18 protein-coding genes are annotated in these 23,056 nt (G+C 36.7%); 13 read left to right on the top strand and 5 right to left on the bottom strand.

Translation table 11 applies throughout. The features are described 5' to 3' along the window. Positions 1-781 precede the first annotated feature (781 nt). From C8269_RS08770 to C8269_RS08750, 5 genes are all read left to right on the top strand, one after another. Complete coding sequence (locus tag C8269_RS08770; RefSeq protein ID WP_106461343.1) at positions 782-2,011, top strand: aminopeptidase; 1,230 nt, start codon at positions 782-784, stop codon at positions 2,009-2,011. A gap of 316 nt (positions 2,012-2,327) precedes the next feature. After that, positions 2,328-2,828 (top strand): NADH-quinone oxidoreductase subunit NuoE family protein, encoded by a 501-nt coding sequence (locus tag C8269_RS08765; protein ID WP_106461342.1) that lies wholly within the window; start codon positions 2,328-2,330, stop codon positions 2,826-2,828. Then, positions 2,818-4,395 carry an NADH-ubiquinone oxidoreductase-F iron-sulfur binding region domain-containing protein gene (locus C8269_RS08760; protein ID WP_106461341.1) on the top strand — a complete coding sequence of 526 codons (1,578 nt, stop codon included), beginning with the start codon at positions 2,818-2,820 and terminating at the stop codon, positions 4,393-4,395. The genes C8269_RS08765 and C8269_RS08760 overlap by 11 nt, the downstream gene beginning before the upstream one ends. Before the next feature lie 8 nt (positions 4,396-4,403). Continuing rightward, entirely contained in the window at positions 4,404-6,146 is a 1,743-nt protein-coding gene (locus tag C8269_RS08755; protein ID WP_106461340.1) for an NADH-dependent [FeFe] hydrogenase, group A6, read from the top strand. A 352-nt stretch (positions 6,147-6,498) separates the two neighbouring features. Further along, positions 6,499-8,040: an AbgT family transporter gene (locus tag C8269_RS08750; RefSeq protein WP_106461339.1), complete on the top strand. Its 1,542-nt coding sequence runs from the start codon at positions 6,499-6,501 to the stop codon at positions 8,038-8,040. Positions 8,041-8,076: 36 nt separating this feature from the next. On the opposite strand, the gene C8269_RS08745 is transcribed toward C8269_RS08750, so the two are convergent. After that, positions 8,077-8,268, bottom strand: coding sequence for a 2-keto-3-deoxygluconate permease (locus C8269_RS08745; RefSeq protein ID WP_106461338.1), 192 nt, complete (start codon positions 8,266-8,268; stop codon positions 8,077-8,079). A gap of 30 nt (positions 8,269-8,298) precedes the next feature. Next, positions 8,299-8,616, bottom strand: a complete 318-nt coding sequence (locus tag C8269_RS08740; RefSeq protein ID WP_106461337.1) for a hypothetical protein — start codon at positions 8,614-8,616, stop codon at positions 8,299-8,301. A gap of 95 nt (positions 8,617-8,711) precedes the next feature. On the opposite strand from C8269_RS08740, the gene C8269_RS08735 reads away from it, so the two are divergent. The 7 genes from C8269_RS08735 (at position 8,712) to C8269_RS08705 (ending at position 17,264) form a co-directional block, all read left to right on the top strand. Then, positions 8,712-9,719, top strand: coding sequence for a potassium channel family protein (locus tag C8269_RS08735; protein ID WP_106461336.1), 1,008 nt, complete (start codon positions 8,712-8,714; stop codon positions 9,717-9,719). 482 nt (positions 9,720-10,201) lie between these two features. After that, positions 10,202-11,947, top strand: a complete 1,746-nt coding sequence (locus C8269_RS08730) for an ABC transporter ATP-binding protein (protein ID WP_106461335.1) — start codon at positions 10,202-10,204, stop codon at positions 11,945-11,947. Then, entirely contained in the window at positions 11,947-13,668 is a 1,722-nt protein-coding gene (locus tag C8269_RS08725) for an ABC transporter ATP-binding protein (RefSeq protein WP_106461334.1), read from the top strand. The genes C8269_RS08730 and C8269_RS08725 overlap by 1 nt, the downstream gene beginning before the upstream one ends. Before the next feature lie 9 nt (positions 13,669-13,677). Further along, a complete protein-coding gene (locus C8269_RS08720) occupies positions 13,678-14,259 on the top strand; it encodes an MptD family putative ECF transporter S component (RefSeq protein ID WP_106461333.1) in 582 nt (193 codons plus the stop codon). Continuing rightward, positions 14,259-14,954 carry an energy-coupling factor transporter transmembrane component T gene (locus C8269_RS08715; RefSeq protein ID WP_106461332.1) on the top strand — a complete coding sequence of 232 codons (696 nt, stop codon included), beginning with the start codon at positions 14,259-14,261 and terminating at the stop codon, positions 14,952-14,954. Before C8269_RS08720 ends, C8269_RS08715 begins: the two co-directional genes overlap by 1 nt. Next, entirely contained in the window at positions 14,948-16,351 is a 1,404-nt protein-coding gene (locus tag C8269_RS08710; RefSeq protein WP_106461331.1) for an ATP-binding cassette domain-containing protein, read from the top strand. Before C8269_RS08715 ends, C8269_RS08710 begins: the two co-directional genes overlap by 7 nt. Continuing rightward, positions 16,338-17,264, top strand: coding sequence for a helix-turn-helix domain-containing protein (locus tag C8269_RS08705; protein WP_106461330.1), 927 nt, complete (start codon positions 16,338-16,340; stop codon positions 17,262-17,264). The genes C8269_RS08710 and C8269_RS08705 overlap by 14 nt, the downstream gene beginning before the upstream one ends. A 118-nt stretch (positions 17,265-17,382) precedes the next feature. On the opposite strand, the gene nagB is transcribed toward C8269_RS08705, so the two are convergent. Both nagB and rbr read right to left on the bottom strand, forming a co-directional pair. Beyond that, the gene (nagB, locus tag C8269_RS08700) at positions 17,383-18,105 is read right to left on the bottom strand and encodes a glucosamine-6-phosphate deaminase (protein ID WP_106461329.1); all 723 of its coding nucleotides are present in this window, start codon (positions 18,103-18,105) and stop codon (positions 17,383-17,385) included. A gap of 777 nt (positions 18,106-18,882) precedes the next feature. Beyond that, positions 18,883-19,476 carry a rubrerythrin gene (gene rbr, locus C8269_RS08695; RefSeq protein ID WP_106461328.1) on the bottom strand — a complete coding sequence of 198 codons (594 nt, stop codon included), beginning with the start codon at positions 19,474-19,476 and terminating at the stop codon, positions 18,883-18,885. Between the two features lie 360 nt (positions 19,477-19,836). On the opposite strand from rbr, the gene C8269_RS08690 reads away from it, so the two are divergent. Then, positions 19,837-21,108 (top strand): glucose-6-phosphate isomerase, encoded by a 1,272-nt coding sequence (locus C8269_RS08690; protein WP_106461327.1) that lies wholly within the window; start codon positions 19,837-19,839, stop codon positions 21,106-21,108. A 438-nt stretch (positions 21,109-21,546) separates the two neighbouring features. Here the strand turns inward: C8269_RS08690 and C8269_RS08685 are convergent, their stop codons facing one another. Continuing rightward, the gene (locus C8269_RS08685; RefSeq protein ID WP_106461326.1) at positions 21,547-23,019 is read right to left on the bottom strand and encodes an ATP-binding cassette domain-containing protein; all 1,473 of its coding nucleotides are present in this window, start codon (positions 23,017-23,019) and stop codon (positions 21,547-21,549) included. Between the last annotated feature and the right edge of the window lie 37 nt (positions 23,020-23,056).

Here is a 23,056-nt window from a genome sequence, read left to right as displayed (position 1 = left end):
TGGTTCTCACAGTTTATCAAGCACGAAGTGCGAAGAAAAACAAATGAGAAACCTTATGTAATTTTTTGCTAATGACGCGACGAATAGGAGCATTATTAGCAAAAAGATTACCTTCCTTTTAAAATTTACCTAATAAATCTTTTCTAAGTTATTTATATTATATCCCTTTCTTGGCTTTGATAAAGATTTTTACTATTAAAAGGTTTTTTGTAGGAAGTAGTGAGCTAATGACGATGTAATTGCAAAACCCTTGATATAAAAAACCATGAGATCTCTCACTTCGTTCGAGATGGGTGGACGGGCTTTGGGCTTTGTTTTGGGAGATAGGGTTTGATTATTGATTGAGGATAATTTTTAGAATTTTCGATATATTCCTAATGACGATGTAATTACAAAACCCTTAATATAGATAACCATGAGATCTCTCACTTCGTTCGAGATGGGTGGGCGGGCTTTGGGCTTTGTCTGGGAGATGGGGATGGTTTTTCTAATCGACTTTGTTATTTAATTTTTCTTAAATGTTGGTATATTAACATCAACCATGAATTCCAAGAATATTGCATGGTCTCAACCAAAAAAAGACGAGCCCCTACGCTCGTCTTTTTTGTGTGATAGGACATTGCTAATGACGATGAACTTACAAAACCTTTGATATAGATACCCATAAGTTCTCTCACTTCGTTCGAGATGAGTGGGATGGATTTGGGCTTTGTCTTGAGGCTTCCCATATCCATGTTAGAAAAGGTATAGTTAGATTAGATTAATATGTTAGGAGAAGATTATGAATAAAAGAATTGAAAATTTTGCCAGGCTTGCTGTTGAGTTTGGTGTTAATGTGCAAGAGGGCGAGGATGTTTTAATTACTAGCCCTGTGGAAGCACCTGAACTTGCCCGTCTTATGACTAAGGCTGCTTATGAAAAGGGAGCTCGCAAGGTGTCTATAAATTGGGTTGATGATACCCTTACTAGACTTTCCTACGAATATGAAAGCCAGGAGACTCTTAACGAAGTGCCTGACTGGGTGGTTGAAAAGAGCCGCTACCAGATAGCTGAGAAGAAGTCAAATAGGATATCTATAGTTTCTGAAGACCCAGACCTCTTGGCTGGCCTTGATGAGGCAAAGATTTCTGAGGCTATCAGATCTCGTTCCCTAAAGATGAAAGACTTTGTAAAATACACCATGAATGACATTGTATCTTGGCTTGTTATCTCTGTTCCATCAGTAAAATGGGCAGAAAAGGTCTTTGCTGACCTTAAGGGTGAAGAAGCTGTAAATAGGCTTTGGGAAGTCATCCTTGATGTGTCTAGAGTAGCTGATTCTTGGGAAGAAACAAAGGCCAATTGGGAAAATCACATAGCTACTTTAAATGAAAAGGCAGAATTTTTAAACAGCCACCAATTTGACTATGTGACCTATAAGGCAGCCAATGGCACAGATCTTAAGGTTAAATTACCAAAAGACCACATCTGGATGAGTGCAGGATCTACCAATGCCAAGGGAGATGCCTTCATACCAAATATGCCAACAGAAGAAGTCTTTACAGCCCCACAATATGACGGCGTAGACGGCAGACTTGTCGCATCTAAGCCACTTATTTATAATGGCGTAGTTATAAATAATTTTGAATTTACCTTCAAAGATGGAAAGGTTATTGATTTTGATGCTAAGGAAGGCAAGGATACCCTAGCTAAGATGCTAGATTCTGATGAGGGCTCAAAATACCTAGGTGAAATCGCCCTAGTGCCTTATGATAGCCCAATTTCTAACTCAAATATCTTATTTTACAACACCCTATTTGACGAAAATGCCTCCTGCCACTTCGCCCTAGGCAAGGCCTACCCTACCTGCGTTAAGGGAGGAACAGAATTAGCTGATAATGAGGTAAAAAGCGCCGGCCTAAATGATTCCCTAATCCACGAAGACTTCATGGTAGGAACAAGCGATCTAGAAATAAAAGGATACAAGGACGGAAAAGAATACCCAATCTTTGTGAATGGTAATTTTGCTTAAAGATATAGAGAAGTAAATAACTTTATAAAAATAAACTAAAAATCATTTTTCGACCAAGCAAAGCACCACACCCCTTTTTTCGACCGAGCAAAGCGAGCGGAGAAATCTATTACAAACAATTTAAACTTAAATCAAAGCAGGAGTTATCCTGCTTTTTTCTTTTCCTTTTATGAAATCGTTATTTATTTATCTATGTATTCTAAGGTTCTATTATAATAACAATCCTAGTGATTAAAATAATATATAATGAAATAGTTTTCATAAGACTTTTAATATGATACAATGAAATTAAGAATATGATGAAAGGAGTTTGTCTATGGGATTTTGTTTAAAAAAAGATCAGGCTAAGCTCGATGAGTTTTTAACCTTCTTAGAAGATAACAAGGATAGGAAGGGAGCTATTATGCCAATCCTTCAAAAGGCCCAGGAGCTTTTTACCTACATACCTGAAGAAATCGTTGACATGATGGCCCTTAAGATGGGGGTCCACTCTTCAGAAATCTACGGAGTTGCAACCTTCTATTCTCAATTTTCTCTAATCCCTAAGGGAGACCATGAGATTTGTGTATGCCTAGGCACAGCCTGCTATGTCAAAGGTTCTGATAAGATTTTGGCAGAGCTTTCTAAAAAACTTGGCATAGGAGTGGGCGAGACTACACCTGATGGCAAGATTTCGCTTGTGGAGGCCAGATGTATTGGCGAATGCGGCAAGGCACCTGTTGTTAGCATCGACAATGACAGGATTATTAGCCAGGCTGACCCATCTATGGCAGATGAAATAATTGCGGAGACCTTGGGGGAAGTTTATGAAAGTTGACCTTAATAAAATAAAAGAAAGAGGCCTTGCTAGGCTTATTTCCAGGATAAAAGACGATGACTCTTACGAAATAAATGGCGAAGATATAAGGCTTAGGGGAGATTTTTACGAAAAGCAAGTAAGGCTTGTCCTTAGAAACTGCGGCATAATCAATCCTGCTGACATTGAAGAATACATAGGCCGTGATGGCTATTTTGCCCTTGCCAAGGCACTTTTTGAAATGGATAGGGCAGAAATTATCCAGGTCATTACAGATTCTGGCCTAAGGGGTCGTGGTGGGGCTGGTTTTCCAGCTGGTCGCAAATGGGATACAGCCTTTAGGCAAGATAACCCTACCAAATACATAATATGCAATGCCGATGAGGGCGATCCTGGTGCCTTTATGGATAGGTCTGTCCTTGAATATGACCCCCACTCCGTCCTTGAAGCTATGGCCATAGCCGGCTACGCTGTGGGGTCAAATAAGGGCTTTATCTATGTTAGGGCAGAATATCCAAAGGCTGTCAAAGCTCTAGATATAGCCATCAAGGCTGCTAAAGACTTAAATCTCTTGGGAGATAATATAATGGGTTCTGATTTCTCCTTTGATATAGAGCTAAGACTAGGGGCTGGGGCCTTTGTTTGCGGCGAAGGTACCGCCCTTATGGAATCAATCGAAGGCAAGCGTGGCCAGCCTAGAAATAAGGAATATAGGACCACAGTCAGGGGTCTTTGGGGAAAGCCAACTGTAATTAATAACGTCGAAACCCTTGCCAATGTGGCACAAATCATCCTAAGGGGAGCAGATTATTTCAGAGCCTACGGGACAGAAAATTCTCCAGGCACTAAGGTCTTTGCCCTCTCAGGCAAGGTCAAGAATTCTGGCCTGGTAGAAGTAGCCATGGGCACTCCTATTAGGACCATTGTCTATGACATAGGCTGTGGAATCACCGATGACAGGGAGGCTAAGGCTGTCCAAACCGGTGGCCCATCTGGCGGCTGCATACCGAAAAGACTTTTTGATACAGCTTGTGACTTTGAATCTCTCAAGGCCATCGGCTCAATCATGGGCTCTGGCGGCATGGTTGTAATGGATGAGACTGATTGTATGGTCGATGTGGCAAGGTTTTTCCTAGAATTTTCTTGCGATGAATCTTGCGGCAAGTGCACCCCTTGTAGGATTGGAAACAAAAGACTCCTTGAGATGCTTGATTTAGTCACATCTGGTAAGGCAAGTGTCGAAACTTTAGATAAGCTTAAGGAATTATCAGAAATTATCTCTGATGCTAGCCTTTGCGGCCTTGGCCAAGCTAGTCCAAATCCAGTCTTATCTACCCTCCACTATTTCTACGATGAATACCTTGCCCATGTTACGGGCGATAAAACTTGCCCTGCTGGCAGGTGCAAGGACCTTTTAAAATACCATATCACAGATAAGTGCATCGGTTGTGGCAAGTGTGCTAGATCTTGTCCTGTAGAAGCTATTAGTGGAGAGAAAAAGACTAAGCATGTAATCAACCAAGATGTCTGCATCAAGTGTGGAACTTGTATGGCCAACTGTCCAGTTTCTGCCATTAGCCTAGGATAGGAGGAAATATGCCAAAGATTTTAATCAATAATAAAGAAATAGAAGTCAGAGAAAAAACCACAATCTTAGAGGCCGCTAGAAGGCTAAATATAAAGATTCCTACCCTTTGCCACATGGATTTATCCGGAGTGAATTTCATAAATAAAATCGCCTCCTGCAGGGTGTGTTTGGTGGAAGATTTGAAAAAAGATAAGCTAGTACCTTCCTGTGCGACCTTTGTTAAGGACGGGATGGAAATTTCTACAGATTCAAGCAGAGTTGTCAGGGCTAGGAGGGTAATTGTCGAGCTTTTACTTTCTGACCATCCAAATGATTGCCTAAAATGTGCCAAAAATCTCAATTGCCAGCTCCAAAAGCTTGCAAGCGACTTAAATATAAGGGAGATAAAATATCCAGGCGAGAAGAAAAACCTACCAATAGATGCCTCTTCCTATTCCCTAGTCAGGGACCCAAACAAGTGCATCCTTTGCAAGCGCTGCGAGAACATGTGCAACGAGGTCCAAACTGTGGGCGCCCTTGCAGAAATTGGCCGTGGTTTTAAGACCCATGTGGGCTCTGCCTTTAACAGACCAATGTTTGAGACAACCTGCACCTTCTGCGGCCAGTGCCTGGCAGTCTGCCCAACAGGTGCCCTTACAGAAAAGTCAAATGTGGCCGACCTCTGGAAAATCTTACATAAGAAGGATGATGAGAAGATGGTCATTGTCCAGGTGGCTCCAGCTGTTAGAGTGGCTCTTGGAGAAGAATTTGGAGAAGAACCCGGCAAACCTATGACAGGAAAAATGGTCACAGCTCTCAGAAAACTAGGCTTTGACAAGGTTTTTGATACAAATTTTGCAGCAGACTTAACCATCATGGAAGAAGCCAACGAGCTTGTCGAAAGGCTTAATGGTCATGGCAAGCTCCCAATCCTTACCTCTTGCTGTCCAGGCTGGGTAAATTTCATGGAAAGCCAATTTTCAGACCTAATCGACATCCCATCATCCTGCAAGAGTCCGCACGAAATGTTTGGGGCCATTGCTAAATCCTATTATGCTAAGAAGATCGGAATAAGGCCTGAAAACATGACAGTTGTCTCAGTTATGCCATGTATAGCCAAAAAATACGAGGCAAAGAGGGATGAGCTTTATAACGAGGGCCTTTCTGATGTTGATATAGTCATAAGTACCAGAGAGCTTGCGGGCATGATCAAGGAAAGCGGGATTGACCTTGTAAATCTAGACGAAGACGACTTTGATAATCCTTTGGGAGAATCAACAGGAGCAGGAACCATCTTTGGAGCAAGCGGTGGTGTGATTGAAGCAGCCCTAAGAACTGCTGCCGACACCATCACAGGCGAATCTCTTGAAAAAGTTGAATTTGAAGACCTCAGAGGTCTTAGGGGAAGTAAGAAGGCTAGCGTAAAAATCGGCGAAAAAGAGCTTAACATAGCGGTAGTAAGCGGTCTGGGCAATACCAGAAGGCTTTTAGAAAAGATAAGAGCTGGCGAGGAAAATATCCATGCCATCGAAGTTATGGCTTGTCCTGGAGGATGCGTAGCAGGGGGCGGCCAGCCTTTCCACAAGGGTGATCTAAGCATTATCAAAAAACGAGCCGAGGGCCTTTATGGAATCGATAGGAAAAAGACCCTAAGAAAGTCTCACGAAAACCCATCCATAAAAATCCTCTACCAAGAATTCTTAGAAAAGCCAGGCTCAGAAAAGGCCCACAAGCTTTTACACACTTCTTATAAGGCTAGGCCAAAATATTAAATCTCAAAGAAAGGGGCGAGCATAGACTCGCTCTTTTTTGATATAATAAATATATAAATATTTTACATAGATTGATTTAATTAAAAAAAATTTATAAATGCAGTAATTTATGGCCATGAGGATGCTAGTGAAATCCTTGTGGAAGATGGTGTCTTTGTAGACTTTGGCAAGGATTTGTGAGAGGCTGACCAAATATGCCTAAATTTATAAGATGACAAGCTCCATTCGGGGCTTGTTTTTTATTAACTAAATTTACCAAACATTCTAATAGATTGACATAAAGGCTAATAACTGGTATAAAGAAGGGTATGAATTTATTCAATAATTTTTATAATAATAGAAAGGAAATAATATGACTAAAATAAAAAATACACCCGAAAAGAAATCGGGCGGGATTTTAGCTAGGATAGAAAGAGTGGGCAACGCTCTTCCCCATCCGGCTATTATCTTTGTAATCATGATTGCAATTCTTGCAGTGATTGCACAAATTTGTGCATCTGCGGGAGTTACCGTGAATTATTATGATGCCAAGGCAGAAAGCGAGGCAACTATTGCAGCTGTAAGCCTCTTAACTCCTGAGGGCATCCGCTATATGTTCTCATCACTTGTGCCAAACTTCACATCCTTTGCACCCCTTGGAATTGTCCTTGTGGCTATGCTTGGGGTAGGTGTGGCTGAAGATGCAGGATTTTTTGATGCAGGTCTTAGAAGGATGCTATCAAATGTCCCATCCCTCATCCTTACAGGGGCTGTTGTTTTTGCAGGAATAGTATCAAATATCGCATCTGATGCAGGATATGTAGTTGTAATCCCTCTTGGAGCTATGATCTTTGCCCAAGCTGGCAAGCACCCAATTGCAGGTCTTGCTGCTGCCTTTGCAGGTGTTTCTGGAGGCTTTTCAGCCAACCTCATCTTTGGACCAACCGATGCCCTTCTTTCAGGCATCACCAACGAGGCCCTAAGGGCGGCCAATATTTCTGCAAGCGTGGATGTGGCTGGCAACTGGTATTTCCTTCTTGTTTCAACCTTTATCCTAACTATAGTAGGAACTGTCGTTACAGAAAAAATCGTAATACCAAACCTGGGCACCTACACAGGAGACTATGTCCACGAAGATGCCCCTCTTACAGACCTTGAAAAAAAGGCACTCAAAAATTCTCTTATAGGCCTTGGGGTTTTCTTGTTAGTCCTTGGATTTTTGACAATCCCACAAGGGGCTATCTTAAGAGAAGCTGACGCTCATGGCAAGATGACCCTAGATGCCTTCCTATCAAAGGGGCTAATTGCTGCGATCTTCCTAATGTTTTTAATACCTGGTTATATCTTTGGTAAGACTGTAGGAAAAATCAACAACTCAAAAGACCTAGTGGCATCAATGAGTAAGTCCATGGAATCTATGGGAAGCTTCTTGGTACTCTCCTTCTTTGCAGCTCAATTTGTGGCATTTTTCGCCTATACTAATCTTGGTACCATCCTATCTGTCAAGGGTGCAGAATTTTTGGAATCAATCGGCCTATCAGGCATTGGACTTATAATTTTATTTATAATCCTATCAGCCTTTATCAACCTCTTCATAGGTTCGGCCTCAGCCAAATGGGCAATCATGGCTCCAATCTTTGTGCCAATGTTTTATGGCCTGGGCCTATCACCAGAGCTTAGCCAGATGGCCTACAGGATTGCAGACTCATCAACCAACATCATAAGCCCGCTAATGAGCTACTTTGCCATGATTGTAGTCTTCATGCAAAAATACGATAAGGAAAGAGGCCTTGGTACCCTAATATCAACCATGCTTCCTTATTCCATAGCATTTTTAATCTTCTGGACCATCCTATTAATAGTGTGGATGATTTTCAAAATTCCACTAGGACCAGGAGCAAGCTTATTTGTATAAAAATACCTCTAGCTTAGCTAGAGGTTATTTTTTTGCTTATTTATGAAGTTTTTTGGCAAGGCTTGGGCTAATTATAGCCGATAAGACCACGCAAAGGCTCACTATGGCAGCAGCTAATCCTGCGTAAGGGACAAGTTCTGGATTTGACCCTGCCATAAGCATTGGCACAGAAGCTGATACTCCTACTAGGGTAGACATAGCTACAGCTGATATGCCCTTTCTTTTCATAAAAACTCTCTAATTTACCATCCTTATGTGTTATTTATACTTATTAAAAAGCTTGCCAATAAATGAACCTATTAAACTTATCCCACCAAAAATAAAGGTATAAATAAAGGCGCTGTCATTATAATCAATAAAGACTGATGGGACAAAAAGCACCATGACAAGAATCGGATATGCCCAAGAAAAATTATTTTTGTAGCTATAAATTAGAGCTGTAAAAAGACAAATTAGCGGTATTACCAAGAGCAAAAGAAACATGGCAGAGCCTGTATCAATCATAAGCTTTGGTGATATATAAAATGCCACAGCATCGATTAATAAATATGGAAGCATCTTTTTAAAATTTTTCATAAATGCACCTCTCTTTTACTAATTAATACCCAAAAACTTCCTCCTCTAGCTTTTTGTTTAAAAATATACTATAATCAAATAAAGGAGAGGTTCTTATGGATGAGAAAAGGAAACTCAAGCTTATAATAATAGCCTTCATAAGCTTGTTAATTGTAGGGGTTACAGGCTATATGTCCCTATCCAAGGTAGACATGATAGATGCCCTTTACATGACAGTTATAACTATATCTACAGTAGGCTTTGGCGAGGTGGGCACAACAAATGATGCCTCTGAGCTATTTTCGATATTTATGATTTTTATGGGAGTAGGTATAGTCGGTTACACCTTCACAACAGTTGTAGCCATGTTTGTAGAAGGAAAAATCGGAGATTTATGGAAGGGAAATAAGATGGAAAAGAAAATCAAGGCCCTAAAGGACCACTACATAATATGCGGTTCAGGGGAGCTAGCAGAAGTTATCATAGATAATTTTATAAAGAAAAATAAGGATTTCGTTGTAATAACAAATGATCATGCGGACCTAGACGATTACAGTCACCACGATATCCTCGTAATCGAGGGCCAATCTACAGAAGAAGACATCCTTGACCAGGCAGGGATAGCTAGGGCCAAGGGCCTAATTTCAACCCTTGATACAGAGGTAGATAATATTGTAACAGTCCTTACAGCTAGACACATGAATAAGGATATCTATATAATCTCAAATGCCATCACAAAATCAGGCAGCAAGAAGCTAATGAAAGTCGGTGCAAACAAGACCATCTCAGCCATAGAAATAAGCGGAAAGAGGATGGCCTCTCTCATAACCAAGCCAAATATAATGGCCTTTTTGGATGTAGTAACCAAGGTGGGCGATCTAGAGCTAGACCTAGAAGAAGTAATAGTCCACAAGGGATCCTACCTAGAAAATAAAAATCTCCTTGAAGCCCAAATCCCAAACAAAACAGGCCTTACCATCCTTGCTATAAAAAAGAAAGAAGACAATAAAATGCTCTTTAATCCACCTATAGACTATAGCTTTAAGATTGGCGATGTCCTAATAGTCCTAGGCCACGAAGAGCAAGTAGAAAAACTAAGGCACTTGGGAGATGAGATAAAATAGAAACTTAAAATTATTATATTTTTAAAAAACATATTAAAATCTGTAACTATGAGCTTATTTTCACTTGCTTAATACAAGATGAGCCTTAAATAAAATTTAATAATCAATACAAAGAGAACATATGTTCTCTCGAGCCATCGACAAAATCATTTTCTGATGTCATTCAGACGAACGAAGTAAGGAAGAATCCCATGAATTCAGGATTACAAATATAAGTATTTAAAAATATACTAATAAAGCTATACTATGAGAGAACATTTGTTCTCTTTTTTTAAGCCTTAAAAACTAAAATTCACTTAGAAATTACTAGGTTCACTATATTCTTCTTACAAGTGTAAATTAAGAATACTTGCACTTAGTCTTATTTTCTTTAACTAATCCTATATTCTTTGAAATTTATGACATATTTATTTTTTATGATAAGACAAAACTTTTAATTTCTTATATAATGATATTGATTATCAGTATGAAAGGAGCTTGATATGACCTTATATAAAAAATTATTTTCATATATGCCTGAGCGAAAATTCCACGGATTATTAGCTGTGATATTATCAGCTTTTGGCATAGTCTTAGAATTTTACGCTTATTACCTCATTTGGATTTTGCTAAAAAACGTTTTTATTGGACAAGATTTGAAAAACTTAGCAAATTTTCCTACTAAAATCTTAATCCTATTTATCAGCTATGGAATTTTTTATTTTTCCGGTACATGGATGAGTCATTTAGCTGGTTTTAGGCTTGAAACTCGCCTTCGTGAAAAGGGAATAAGACATTTGTTAAAGGCTTCTAATAGCTTTTTTGACACCCACGATTCTGGCCAGGTCAGAAAAATCATTGACAACAATGTCGAACAGACCCATATGATTGTTGCCCACCTTATACCAGATCAGACTTGTGCAATACTCACTCCCATCTTTATGATTATTTTAACTTTTATTATCGATATGTATTTGGGAATATTTTTCCTAATCATTATAGGCATATCCTTAGTTCTAATCAAAAATATGATGGGTGACCAATCTTTTATGAAGATTTATATGGATAAGCTTGATCAAATGAATGCAGGAGCTGTGGAATATGTTAGAAATATGCCAGTTGTCAAAATTTTTAACGCCCCTCTTGTAGGTTTTAAGAAACTTCACCAATCAATCCTTACTTACAAGGATATGGTCTACAAATATTCTATGTCTTGCAGGATTCCCTTCGTCTTATTCCAATGGATTTTAAATATTTTCATCATAAGTCCAGTTTTTCTTGCAATTTTTATGGTAAGCAAGGGAGCAGATCCTCATATATGGGCGGCTAAAATTTTATTTTTCACCCTTTTTATGGGGATGTATTTTGCTAACACTATGAAAATTATGTATGTATCCATGTACATATTCCAAGCAAATTCTGCAGTTGACAATCTTGAGAGTTTATTTGAAGAAATGAAAATCAAAGAAATCTCTTTTGGCAAGGAAGAAAACTTTTCATCCTACGATATAGAATTTAAAAATGTAGATTTTTCTTATGACGGCTCTCATAAAATCCTCGAGGATTTTTCTGTCAAATTTGACCAAGATAAGGTCTATGCACTGGTTGGTTCTTCTGGATCTGGTAAGTCTACAATAGCTAAGCTTATTTCAGGCCTATATCCAGTTGATTGCGGGGAAATTCTTATAGGAGGCAAAAATATTTCTTCTTATAAAAAAGATGCCTTAATGGATAAGATAGGCATAGTTTTCCAAAATCCTCAACTTTTTTCTGGCATTTCAATTTTTGATAATGTAAGGCTAGCAAAAAAAGATGCTAGCAAGGATGAAGTTTATGAGGCTTTAAGGCTTGCAAGATGCGATGATTTTATAGAAAAATTTAAGGATAAGTATGATGCAATTATTGGTGCAGATGGGATAAACTTATCTGGTGGTGAAAAACAAAGGATATCTATTGCAAGGATTTTCCTAAAAAACCCTAAAATTATTATCTTAGATGAGGCATCAGCTGCTGCCGACCCAGAGAATGAATACGAACTTCAAATCGCTTTTAAATCTCTAATTAAAAACAGGACTACAATCATGATTGCCCATAGGCTTTCTTCTATTAGAGGAGCTTCCGAAATTCTCCTTGTAGAAGATGGCAAGATTGTAGAAAGATCTAGTCATGATAACTTGATAAAAGAAAATGGTAAATACAAGAACTTCGTAGACCTATATGAGACTGCAAACGAATGGAGGGTAAATTAATGAAAAAATATCTTAAAAACCGCTTCGCTCTAACAGATAAGGGTGCAGAAGGAGCTCTAGTTGCAATTAAATATTCAACACTCAAAAGCCTTTCCTACATGCTACCTATTATGCTTTTGATGTATGTCCTCCAGGGCTTGCTTGGTCTTGGTGATATGAAGCTAGCAATTTCAATTCTAGCATTTTTCATAATAGGCCTAGTGATGCTTTTTATAATTAATAAGGACTATATCACAACCTACAACGAAACCTACAAGGAATCAGCAAATCTAAGGATAGAGCTTATAGAAATCATCAAGGAATTACCCCTTTCCTTCTACTCAAGAAGAGATATAACCGATCTTTCTCAAACCATTATGAAGGATGTAGATACAATTGAGCATGGCCTTAGTCATTCTCTACCTAGTTTTTATGGATTTTTGATCAATTTCGCTCTTATTTCCATATTACTTTTACTTGGCAATTTCAAACTAGGCCTTGCTGTTATTATTCCTATTGGCTTTTCAATTATTTTAAATTTATTTTCAAGGAAAATGCAAATAAAGGCGACCGGGACCTATTACCAAGAGCAAAGAAAGTCCTCAAAAATTTTTCAAGAATTAATTGATTTGTCTACAGAAATCAAATCCTACAAGCTATCAGATGAAAAGGAAAAACAGGCAACAACCTTTGTAAAAGACCTTGAAAAAAAGCATATAAAGACTGAACTAGGACAAATTATACCGATAGTATCAGCTACTATTATTGCAAACTTATCCATAGCCCTTGTAATATTTGTCGGACTTGGACAGCTTATGGCAGGAGAAATTAATATTTTATACTTTGCAGGCTACTTGTTTGCAGGAGCAAGACTTATTGACGGAGTGGCAGCCTTTAACCAAGCCTACGGGGAATTAATGTATATGGATAGCCCTATAGAGAAAATTAAGGCCCTTAGGAATGAAAAAATCAAAAAAGGAAATAGGGCTGATATAAAATCATTTGATATTGAAGGAAAAGATGTGGAATTTTCCTACCTTGATGATAAAAAGGTAATAGATAAGATTTCCTTTAATGCCCTTCAAGATAAGACAAGCGCCCTAGTTGGCCCATCTGGTTGTGGTAAATCTACCCTAATAAAGCTGATAGCTAGACTCTACGACTATGATAAAGGAATAATTTCTATTGGTGATAAGGATATAAAAACTACAGATACAGCTGATTTATTCAAGCATATTTCCATGGTATTTCAAGATGTAATTCTCTTTAATGGTTCTGTCATGGATAATATTAGAATAGGAAAAGCTGATGCTAGTGATGAAGAAGTATTAAAAGCCGCTAAGCTTGCAAATTGTGATGAATTTGTAAACAAGCTTAAGGATGGTTACCAAACAGAAATAGGGGAAAATGGCAGCAAGCTATCTGGAGGAGAAAGGCAAAGAATATCAATAGCCAGAGCCTTTCTAAAAAACGCAGAAATAATTCTTTTAGATGAAATAGCAGCAAGCCTTGATGTAGAAAATGAAAAATATATCCAAGAATCCCTTAACAAATTGACAAAAAATAAGACAGTAATAATTATATCTCACAGGATGAAATCAATAGAAAATGTCAATCAGATAATTGTTATGAATGATGGCAGAATAGAAGCATTCGGCAAGCACGATGAGCTTCTTAAAAACAGCAAAACTTATAAAAAAATGATAGAATCTTCCAAAAAATCAGAAGAATTTATCTACTAGGAGGAAATAATGAATAAATTTGGAATACGTGATTTAGTAAATGCAGGAGTCTTTTCACTACTTACTGTAATGGCCACTTGGTGCGGAGGTATGATTGGCTTTGTGCCAGTCTTAATGCCTCTTGTCCCTTTTGCTTGTGGCTTAGTCTCAGGTCCTGTCTTTATGCTTTATTCTACAAAGATAAATAAGTTTGGCATGGTTTTGATTATGGGTATAATTTTTGGCCTTGTATTTTCTATGTCTGGCCATGGTGCAATTGTCCTACCAGCCATAATTATCTTATCAATAATCTGTGAATTTATCTTAAAAACTGGCTCCTATAAGTCAATCAAAACCGCAAGAGTTACCTATACAGTCTTTATGATGTTTGCAGCCGCAAATCTAATTCCTATGTATCTAGCTAGAGATTCTTATGCTAAATCCCTAATAGACCAAGGATATGGAGAAGCTTATGTAGAAAAATTACTCTCAGTAATGCCTACATGGTCCTTCCTACCTGTTGTAATCTTAGGAATGATTGGTGGCTATCTGGGTTGCACCATAGGAATAAAGGTATTAAATAAACATTTCAAAAAAGCAGGTATGGCTTAATGAAAATTGATTTTAGGACCAAGTTCTTTTTGACCTTAATAATAGGTATAAGCACTATGGAAGGCTCACTAGCTAGGAGATACTACTATCTGGGTATCTTCCTAGCGCTCCTTCCCTATCTTTTTGCCCTATATGATAGAAAAATATCCCTTGTCTCCAAGGGTATTTTTTATACTGGCTTGGCCTTTCTTGGGCAAAATATCATGGAAAAATTCCCAAATAGCTTTTGGGCAATGATTTTAAATCTCTATGCCGGCATAGTAATTAAGATACTACCAGGAGTTATTATGGGTTATTATACTATGACCACCACAAAGATGAGTGACCTTGTTTACTCCCTTCAAAAGATAAAATTTCCAAATACAATCATAATCCCCATTTCTGTCATGTTTAGGTTTTTCTACTCCATCAAGCAAGATTACAAAATCATAGGAGAAGCCATGTATATGCACGATTTAACCCTAAAAAGTTTTTTCAAAAACCCATCAAGGTTTATCGAATACAAGTTTGTTCCGCTGCTTATGATTACATCCCAAACTGCCGACAATGTCGCTATATCAGCCATGACCAGGGGAATGAAAGTAGATGGCGAGAGATCATCAATTTCAAGGGCTCAGCTAAGAAGCATAGACTATATACTTCTTGCCTTTGGAATATTTATAATAAGCTTATTTATAAGGATAAAATTATGCTAGAATTTAAAAATTTTTCCCTAAGCTTTAGTGAAAATGGCAAGGAAAATAAGATACTCGAACAAATAAATATTAAATTTGAAAAAGGAACAATAAATGTCATCACCGGAAAATCAGGTGCTGGCAAATCATCATTAATTAAAAGCATAAATGGAATAATACCAGAAATTGATAAGGCAAAAATTGCTGGAGACTTACTCTTAAATGGCAAGTCACTTTTGGACAAGGATATAAGTAGTAGATCAAATTTCATAGCAACAGTTTTTCAAAATCCTAAAAACCAGTTTTATGCTGTTAATTCTCTTGATGAAATAGCCTTTGCTCTGGAAAATAGAAATGAGCCTAGGGATAATATATATAAGAAGATTTCTTACTATAGCAAGCTTCTTTCAAGTGATAGCCTACTTGATAAAGATTTATTCACCCTATCAGGTGGTCAGAAACAGCTAATTGCAATAACTTCTGTAGCTGTTATGGATAATGAGGTCTATATCTTTGATGAGCCTTCAGCATCCCTTGATAAAGAGTCGATAAAAAACCTTTCCTCATGCTTAGAGGTCCTAAAAAGCATGGGCAAAATTATAATCATAGCTGAACATAGGCTATTTTATCTTAAAAACATTTTGGATAAGCTAATAGTAATAGAAAATAAAAAGTCCATCACATACACAAAAAAACAACTGACTCCTAAAGTCATAAAAGAACACAAATTAAGGACTCTTGATGAAATAAGAAAAGAAGACCTAAAGTCTGATAAGTACCAAATAAAAAATCTCTTTGACAAAAATTGTGATAATACGCAAGGTCTATTATGCAAGGATTTTTCTTGTGCCTACAAAGACTCTCCCCAAATTTTTGATTTTTCCATTTCTTTTGAGCCTGGTATATATTTTATAATTGGGGCTAATGGTATAGGCAAAAGCTCATTTATTAGAAACCTATGCGGTCTAAATAAAAAACAAAATGGAAAAATCTATTATAAAAATAAGCTTATAAAAAATCATGGAGCCTATATTTCCCTTGTCATGCAAGATGTAAACTATCAGCTTTTTACAGAATCAGTTGAAATGGAGATGGCAATTGTAAGCGATGATAAGAGTCTAATAGAAAAAAGCCTATTAGCTTTAAACTTAGCCGACAAAAAAGACCGCCATCCCCAAAGGCTATCTGGCGGAGAAAAACAAAGGCTCGCCCTAGGTCTTGCTATGGCAAGTCCCAAAGAAATAGCCATCCTAGACGAACCAACATCTGGTCTTTGCTACGAAAATATGCAAAGACTTATAGACATAATAAAGCAAATGAAAATTGCCGGAAAAACTATAATAATCATAAGCCACGATTATGAATTTATAAAAAATACTGACGAAAATATAGTGGAGTTTATAAATGAAAGATACTAGATTAAAATCTTGGGGTTTTGAATCCTTCCCAACAAGTGATCCTAGGATTATAAAATACATGGGCATAGAAAATGCCGAAAATAAGATGACTTCTTATGAGCTTATACCTGGCGTCTTTGTCTTATATATTAGCCTTGACAAAAAATATGAAGCCAAAAATTCAGCCTCAAAAGGCAGCTTAGGTTATAGGATAGGCTATTGCTATGAGGGAAACTACTTTACCTATATAAAAGATTCAAAGGTCTTAATAACAACTAATGAACTCTTTATAGGAAGATCTATACCAGAATCGAAATTTTCCTTCACAACTAGCCACAGAACTAGGGCCTTTAATATTATAATCTTAGATAAAGTCCTAGATAAAAACTCCAAGCTCTTCCCTTACATTGGCAAATTCCTCTATAACTTTAAAAATATTAAGAATATGGGTTATGTAATGAGAGAAAAAAGCCTAATAAATCTTGCCAACAACTTAATTCTAGCCCTAAAAAGTGAAGATTTTTTACTAATAAAATTGCTAACCCTAGAGCTAATTTATAGGATTGGAAAAATAGGAATGAATCCAAATAAGATGAACTATTTTAAGATAAATCATACTGAACTCGTTAATGAAATTGAAATATATATGAGAGAAAATCTTGATAATGATATAAGCTTAGAAGAAATCTCAAAGAAATTTAAAATTTCAAAATCAAGTCTAAATGATAAATTTACCAAAACCTTTCAATACACACCTATGAAATATATACAAAGACTAAGATTAATAAAGGCCCAAGAACTACTTCTAAAAAGTAACTTAAGCATTATTGAAATAAGCAATGACCTTAATTTCAAAAATCCATCCAACTTTACCAGAGCCTTCAAGGATTTCACAGGCCTAAGCCCAAGTTCCTACAGAAAAACTAATCAGTAGTAAACCATCTAAAAATTATAAAGAAAAGCAAATAAAAATGAAAAAAACGCCCCTATTAGCAAATGGAAAAATAAGCATCAGCTAATAGAGGTGATTTTTTAAATAAAACTATAAAGTTTTAGCCATTATAAGCTTCTTCATCTACAAATAGATAAACATTTGGGTGAAGGTTTAGAAGAGAGCATGGAAGCTCTGTTGAAATTGTATCATCATTTAAGAGTCTTTTTACAGCTTCATGTTTGCTCTTGCCACTAGCAAGTACTATTAGGGTCTTGGCATCAAATACTTCTTCAACCCCCATTGAAAGGGCGTATTTTGGAACTTCATCCTCATTTTCAAAAAATCTTGAGTTGGCTTCGATAGTAGAATCTGTTAATTTTATAATAGATGCGCGTCTATTTAATTTATCAGCAGGCTCATTAAAGGCTATATGGCCATTTGGTCCAAGACCTAGGATTTGAATATCTCTTTGGCCAAAATCATCTAAGATTTTTCTGTATTCGATAGCATATTTCTCATCATTTTCTGGAGCATATGGTAGGTGGGTGTTTTCTTTATTGATATTTACATGATCAAAAAGATTCTCATCCATAAAATAAGAATAGGATTGTTCATTAGCCTTATCAATTCCTACATATTCATCTAAGTTCACACTCTTAGCATATTTAAAAGAAATCTCCCCTTCTTTTTGGGCAGCTATCAGGTTTTTATAAAGACCAATAGGACTAGAACCTGTCGCAAAACCAAACTTTATTTGAGGCTTTTCAATCATATTGCTAATAACAAGCTCACTAGCCTTCTTGCTCATATCATCATAATCTTTGCATACTATAACTTTCATATATAACTCCTTTAATGGTAATAAAAATTTTATAGATAAAATTTTTATGGTTCTCACAGTTTTTCAAGCACGAAGTGCAAAGAAAAACGAACTGGAAGCCTTACTTTCCTTATAGTTATATAGATACCCATTTTAAATATTTTTACCATCATAGGCAAAATAAAAAACCCGACCGAGGCCGGGTTTGATATTTATTTTAGTCTTGCTAATATTGCAAAATTTAACAAGTTAAATTTTGTGCTAAAGCATCAGACCTTCATGCAATCCGATTTCATCGGATTGTGATAGGTCTTCATAAGGAACGTAATCTTTTTATTTATAATGCTCAGTGATTTTTATTTAAATTACTCCTATTCGTCGTAATTAAAATAAAAAGTCACATAAGGTTTCTCATCAGTTTTAACTTCGCAAGCTGTGCTTGCTTGAAAAACTGTGAGAATCGCAAAAATCGCTTACGATTTTTTTACTACCATTATATTCGTCGCATGTCCTCAAAGAGCCGGGCAGGCTTGCTTAAAATTACATAAATTTTTTCATCAATCTAACCTTCGTGCTACGCACTCGGTTATATTGTGAAAACCATAAAAATTTCGCAATTAAAAATCCCCGGCTAAAGCCGGGGTTAAGAACGTAATGTTTTTATTCCAGTCGCTCCTATTCGTCGCGACTTGCATAAAAAATTACATAAGGTTTCTCATCAGTTTTCACTTCGCAAGCTTTGCTTGCTTGAAAAACTTTGAGAACCGCAAAAAATCGCTCACGATTTTTTTGCTACCATTAATAGTTAAATGCTGCTACTTCGAACCATTCTTGTGGGTGGTGGCATGCTGGGCATATTTTTGGTGCTTTTTTGCCTTCATATAGGAAGCCACAGTTTCCACATTTCCAGATTACTGATTCTTCTTTTTCAAATACTGTGCCATTTTCTACATTGTCGTGTAGTTTTTGGTATCTATCTCTGTGAGCGCCTTCAGCTTTTGCTATGTTTCTGAATGCTCTAGCGATTTCGTCGAATCCTTCTTCTTCTGCTACGTCAGCAAATGCTGGATACATATCTTCGCATTCTTCGTTTTCACCATCGATAGCGCCTTGTAGGTTTGTTAATGTGTCATGCCAAATTACTGGCCAAGCTGTATAGCCTTCTGTTAATTCAATTGTTTCTAGTTTGTATTCTTCTTTTAGGAATTTGTAGAATCTTGCAGCGTGTTCTCTTTCGTTCATTGCTGTTTCTCTAAAGATTGCTGCGATTTGTCTATAGCCTTCTTTTTCTGCAGTTTTTGCAGCATATGTATATCTCATGTTAGCTTGTGATTCACCAACGAATGATGTAATTAAGTTTTGTGCTGTTTTTGTTCCTTTTAGTTCTGCCATAATAATCTCCTTTATATTTTTTGTGACTTCATATCACCTGTTATTCATACTATATTATTAATTATACAAATGTCAAGAATGATTCTAAAGTTTTATTCTTTCTAAGCATGATATATATAATCATTATCATTAGCAGGCATTAATTCCAAAATTCTTTTAAAATACATATTTACATAGATTGCCTAGATGTGAGTAGAAGATTTGTTTTTATAATGGATCCTACTCTTGTGATATTGATAATGATTTTCATTTTGAAATATTATGCAGACTAGTGATTAAAGGTTGTTTTTTAATAAATATAATTTATTATAAGAAATTTCCTTTAAGGGTATAATCATATAAAGAAGGATAGGAGGCAATATGAAATTAGATTTAAATAATGTTAACTTAGAAAATTTAAAAGACTATGAAGGAAGGGCTCTGGATGCTTTTGACACTCTTATTAGCAGGTCTGGAGCTGGCAATGACTTTTTAGGCTGGATTGATAGGCCAGTTGACTATGACAAGGACGAATTTGAAAGAATTAAAAAGGCAGCTAAAAAAATCAGAGCAAACTCTGATGTATTCGTATCAGTTGGTATAGGTGGGTCCTACCTAGGTATCAAGGCAATAGATGTGGCATGCGACACTTACTTTGACTCAAAAAGAGAAATAGAAGTAATCTATGCCGGTAATCAAATTTCCAGCCAATATATGGTAGAGCTTCTTGACTACCTCAAGGATAAGGATTATTCAGTAAATGTAATCTCAAAATCTGGTACAACCACAGAGCCTGCCATAGCCTTTAGGTTTTTAAAAGAAGCTCTTGAGGAAAAATATGGCAAGGAAGGTGCAAGAGAAAGAATTTTTGCCACAACAGACAGGGCCAAGGGTGCCTTAAAAGAGCTTGCAACAAATGAAGGCTATGAAACCTTTGTAGTGCCAGATGATATAGGCGGAAGATTTTCTGTAATTTCTGCAGTAGGCCTACTCCCACTAGCTGTAGCAGGCATTGATATAGACGAATTTATGGCAGGTTTTGCTGATGGTAGAGAAAAATACACTCTTAAATCAATGGAAAATGATGCTATAAAATATGCAGCAATAAGAAATATGCTCCATGAAAATGGTAAAGAAATCGAAGTCCTTGTAAATTACGAACCAAAGCTAAAATATGTAGCAGAATGGTGGAAACAACTTTACGGCGAATCTGAAGGAAAAGATGGCAAAGGAATCTTCCCAGCAAGTGTAAATAACACAACAGACCTCCACTCAGTAGGCCAAATGATCCAAGATGGCAAGAGAAACCTATTTGAAACAGTAATAGAAGTCGAAAATGTAGACAAAGACATAGAAATCAAAACAGATGCCGACAACCTAGATGGCCTAAACTACCTAGCAGGCAAAAAAATGTCCTACGTCAACAAACAAGCCATGGAAGGTACAGCAATGGCCCACGTAGAAGGAAATGTACCAAATATTAGAATAAAAATAGACAAAGTAAACGAAAGAACTCTAGCAGAACTATTCTACTTCTTCGAAATAGCAGTAGGAGTATCAGGCTACATGCTAGGAGTAAACCCATTCGACCAACCAGGAGTAGAAGCATATAAGAAAGCAATGTTTAAACTACTAGGTAAACCTGGATACTAATGGTAGCAAAAAAATCGTAAGCGATTTTTTTGCGGTCTTCACAATTTCTCAAGGTGCGAAGCACCGAAGTAGAAATTGATGAAGAACCTTATGTAATTTTTTAGAAGCGATGCGAGGAATACGAGCATTGATTCTAAAAACATTACGTTCCTTAACCCCGGCCTTAGCCGGGGTGCTTTAAATCGTACTAAAGTATCAGTCCTTCCAACAATTTTATTTCATAAAATTGGGATAGGACTTCATAAGCGATTTTTTTGCGGTTCTCACAATATATCAAACACGAAGTGTGAAGATAGATTGATGAGAAACCTTATGTAATTTTTTCATAAGAACGCGACGTATAGGAGCGTTCGTTGAAAAAGATTACGTTCTCTACACCCCAGCCCTAGCTGGGGTGCTTTAAATCATACAAAAGACCTCAGCCGAGGTCTTTTTGCTTTACTTATTAATCCTAATCAAATTCACATCACTTGCATCCATAAATACTTGGTCATGGCTTATTACTATTACTAGCTTGCCCTTACTGGTAAGTCCTCTAATTAAATCCAAGACCCTTCCCTTAACTTCCTTATCCAAAAAGTTTGTCGGCTCGTCAAAGATATAGAGAGACTTGTCAGTTCTTGTAGCAAATTCTACTTGGGCTAGTTTTTTCTGACCTGATGAGCCCTTAAGCTTTTCTTTTAGCTTGCCATACTCACTTATGAGTGGATTTGCAGGAATATAGACCAGGTCATCAAATAAAATACCTGATTTCTTATCAAGAGCCTTGCCATTTATAAAAATTTCTCCCTCATACCTGGTTGTAAGATTCATAATTGCTTCTATAAGGGTTGTCTTTCCAATGCCATTATCTCCTACAATAAGGTTGATTTTTCCTTTTTCAAAATTTTCACTAAAGGCTTGGTGGAGTCTTTCTCCTCCACTTCCAAGACTTGTATATCCTCTTATTTCTAAAGAATTTATCTTTGCCTTATCAAATTTTACAGGAGTCATATTTATAAATTCATAGAAAGAGTCCATGGCAGGCTTGCCTGAGACGTATTCTCTTCTTGTATTAAAAGTATCAAGCATGGGATCCCAAAGGGAGCTGATATAGATTGACACAGCTGCATAGGAGCCTGGGGTCATCTTGCCCTTTATAATAAGGATAATTGAAATAATGGTTGTAAGGGTGATGGCCATGTTTAGGGTTCCATAGACGAAAATATTATAAATCACGCTTTCATAGCGAACCTTTGTTATTAGATTTTTGAAAAACCCCTTAAAAAAGTCCTTAATAGGTGGAAGCTGCTTTTCTTCTAAAAATCTTTCTTCCTTACTTAGATTATTAGAATCAAGCAAATAGCCCTTGATATTTTTCATATCGTCCAAGTGGTTTGAGGAATAATCCGAAATCTTCTCCTCACTCTTATAGGAAACCACAGCTGCTATTGGGGCTATGATTAAAAATGAAATTAAAAGATATGGTGAGATAAAAAATACAATTATGCAAATTGCCACAAACTTAAGGGCGTTTAAAAATATCCTCAAGGTATTTTTGTAGATAAAGGGCTGGACAATTTCAAAATTTTGGCCAAGCTCTTGGTTAATCCTTGCCTGGTCGATATTATAAACCTTACTGTCATAAAATTTCAAGGCCCTATCAAGACTTACAAATTGCTTTAGATAGGCCTTGGCGTCATTTTTCCCAAAAATATAATCTTCGAGGACATAAAAAATATGGATACCAATATCAAGTAAAACCATGATCCCTATATGCTTTATTGTCTGGTCCAAGTCCTTAGCAATAGCAAAGTCAATGGCCTTTGCTGTATTAATAGGAATTAACAATCCCAAACAGATTACTATTAGCCTAATTAATAAAAGCTTTACAAATTCTTTCTTATCAGTCAAATAAAAAAATCTCAACATAGGCTACCTCCTTTATTTTTATATAGGGTCAATATAC

It is taken from the genome of Anaerococcus sp. Marseille-P3915 (genome assembly GCF_900258475.1).
Lineage (GTDB): Bacteria > Bacillota > Clostridia > Tissierellales > Peptoniphilaceae > Anaerococcus > Anaerococcus kampingae.
The sequence above is the reverse complement of the archived record's forward strand: the minus strand, read 5'-3'. Positions and strand labels throughout refer to the sequence as shown.

What these genes read in the sequence shown, in the direction of transcription:
- C8269_RS08770 (WP_106461343.1), top strand. Translation starts at nt 782, where the DNA reads ATGAATAAAAGAATTGAAAATTTTGCCAGGCTTGCTGTTGAGTTTGGT.
- C8269_RS08765 (WP_106461342.1), top strand. Translation starts at nt 2,328, where the DNA reads ATGGGATTTTGTTTAAAAAAAGATCAGGCTAAGCTCGATGAGTTTTTA.
- C8269_RS08760 (WP_106461341.1), top strand. Translation starts at nt 2,818, where the DNA reads ATGAAAGTTGACCTTAATAAAATAAAAGAAAGAGGCCTTGCTAGGCTT.
- C8269_RS08755 (WP_106461340.1), top strand. Translation starts at nt 4,404, where the DNA reads ATGCCAAAGATTTTAATCAATAATAAAGAAATAGAAGTCAGAGAAAAA.
- C8269_RS08750 (WP_106461339.1), top strand. Translation starts at nt 6,499, where the DNA reads ATGACTAAAATAAAAAATACACCCGAAAAGAAATCGGGCGGGATTTTA.
- C8269_RS08745 (WP_106461338.1), bottom strand. Translation starts at nt 8,268, where the DNA reads ATGAAAAGAAAGGGCATATCAGCTGTAGCTATGTCTACCCTAGTAGGA.
- C8269_RS08740 (WP_106461337.1), bottom strand. Translation starts at nt 8,616, where the DNA reads ATGAAAAATTTTAAAAAGATGCTTCCATATTTATTAATCGATGCTGTG.
- C8269_RS08735 (WP_106461336.1), top strand. Translation starts at nt 8,712, where the DNA reads ATGGATGAGAAAAGGAAACTCAAGCTTATAATAATAGCCTTCATAAGC.
- C8269_RS08730 (WP_106461335.1), top strand. Translation starts at nt 10,202, where the DNA reads ATGACCTTATATAAAAAATTATTTTCATATATGCCTGAGCGAAAATTC.
- C8269_RS08725 (WP_106461334.1), top strand. Translation starts at nt 11,947, where the DNA reads ATGAAAAAATATCTTAAAAACCGCTTCGCTCTAACAGATAAGGGTGCA.
- C8269_RS08720 (WP_106461333.1), top strand. Translation starts at nt 13,678, where the DNA reads ATGAATAAATTTGGAATACGTGATTTAGTAAATGCAGGAGTCTTTTCA.
- C8269_RS08715 (WP_106461332.1), top strand. Translation starts at nt 14,259, where the DNA reads ATGAAAATTGATTTTAGGACCAAGTTCTTTTTGACCTTAATAATAGGT.
- C8269_RS08710 (WP_106461331.1), top strand. Translation starts at nt 14,948, where the DNA reads ATGCTAGAATTTAAAAATTTTTCCCTAAGCTTTAGTGAAAATGGCAAG.
- C8269_RS08705 (WP_106461330.1), top strand. Translation starts at nt 16,338, where the DNA reads ATGAAAGATACTAGATTAAAATCTTGGGGTTTTGAATCCTTCCCAACA.
- nagB (WP_106461329.1), bottom strand. Translation starts at nt 18,105, where the DNA reads ATGAAAGTTATAGTATGCAAAGATTATGATGATATGAGCAAGAAGGCT.
- rbr (WP_106461328.1), bottom strand. Translation starts at nt 19,476, where the DNA reads ATGGCAGAACTAAAAGGAACAAAAACAGCACAAAACTTAATTACATCA.
- C8269_RS08690 (WP_106461327.1), top strand. Translation starts at nt 19,837, where the DNA reads ATGAAATTAGATTTAAATAATGTTAACTTAGAAAATTTAAAAGACTAT.
- C8269_RS08685 (WP_106461326.1), bottom strand. Translation starts at nt 23,019, where the DNA reads ATGTTGAGATTTTTTTATTTGACTGATAAGAAAGAATTTGTAAAGCTT.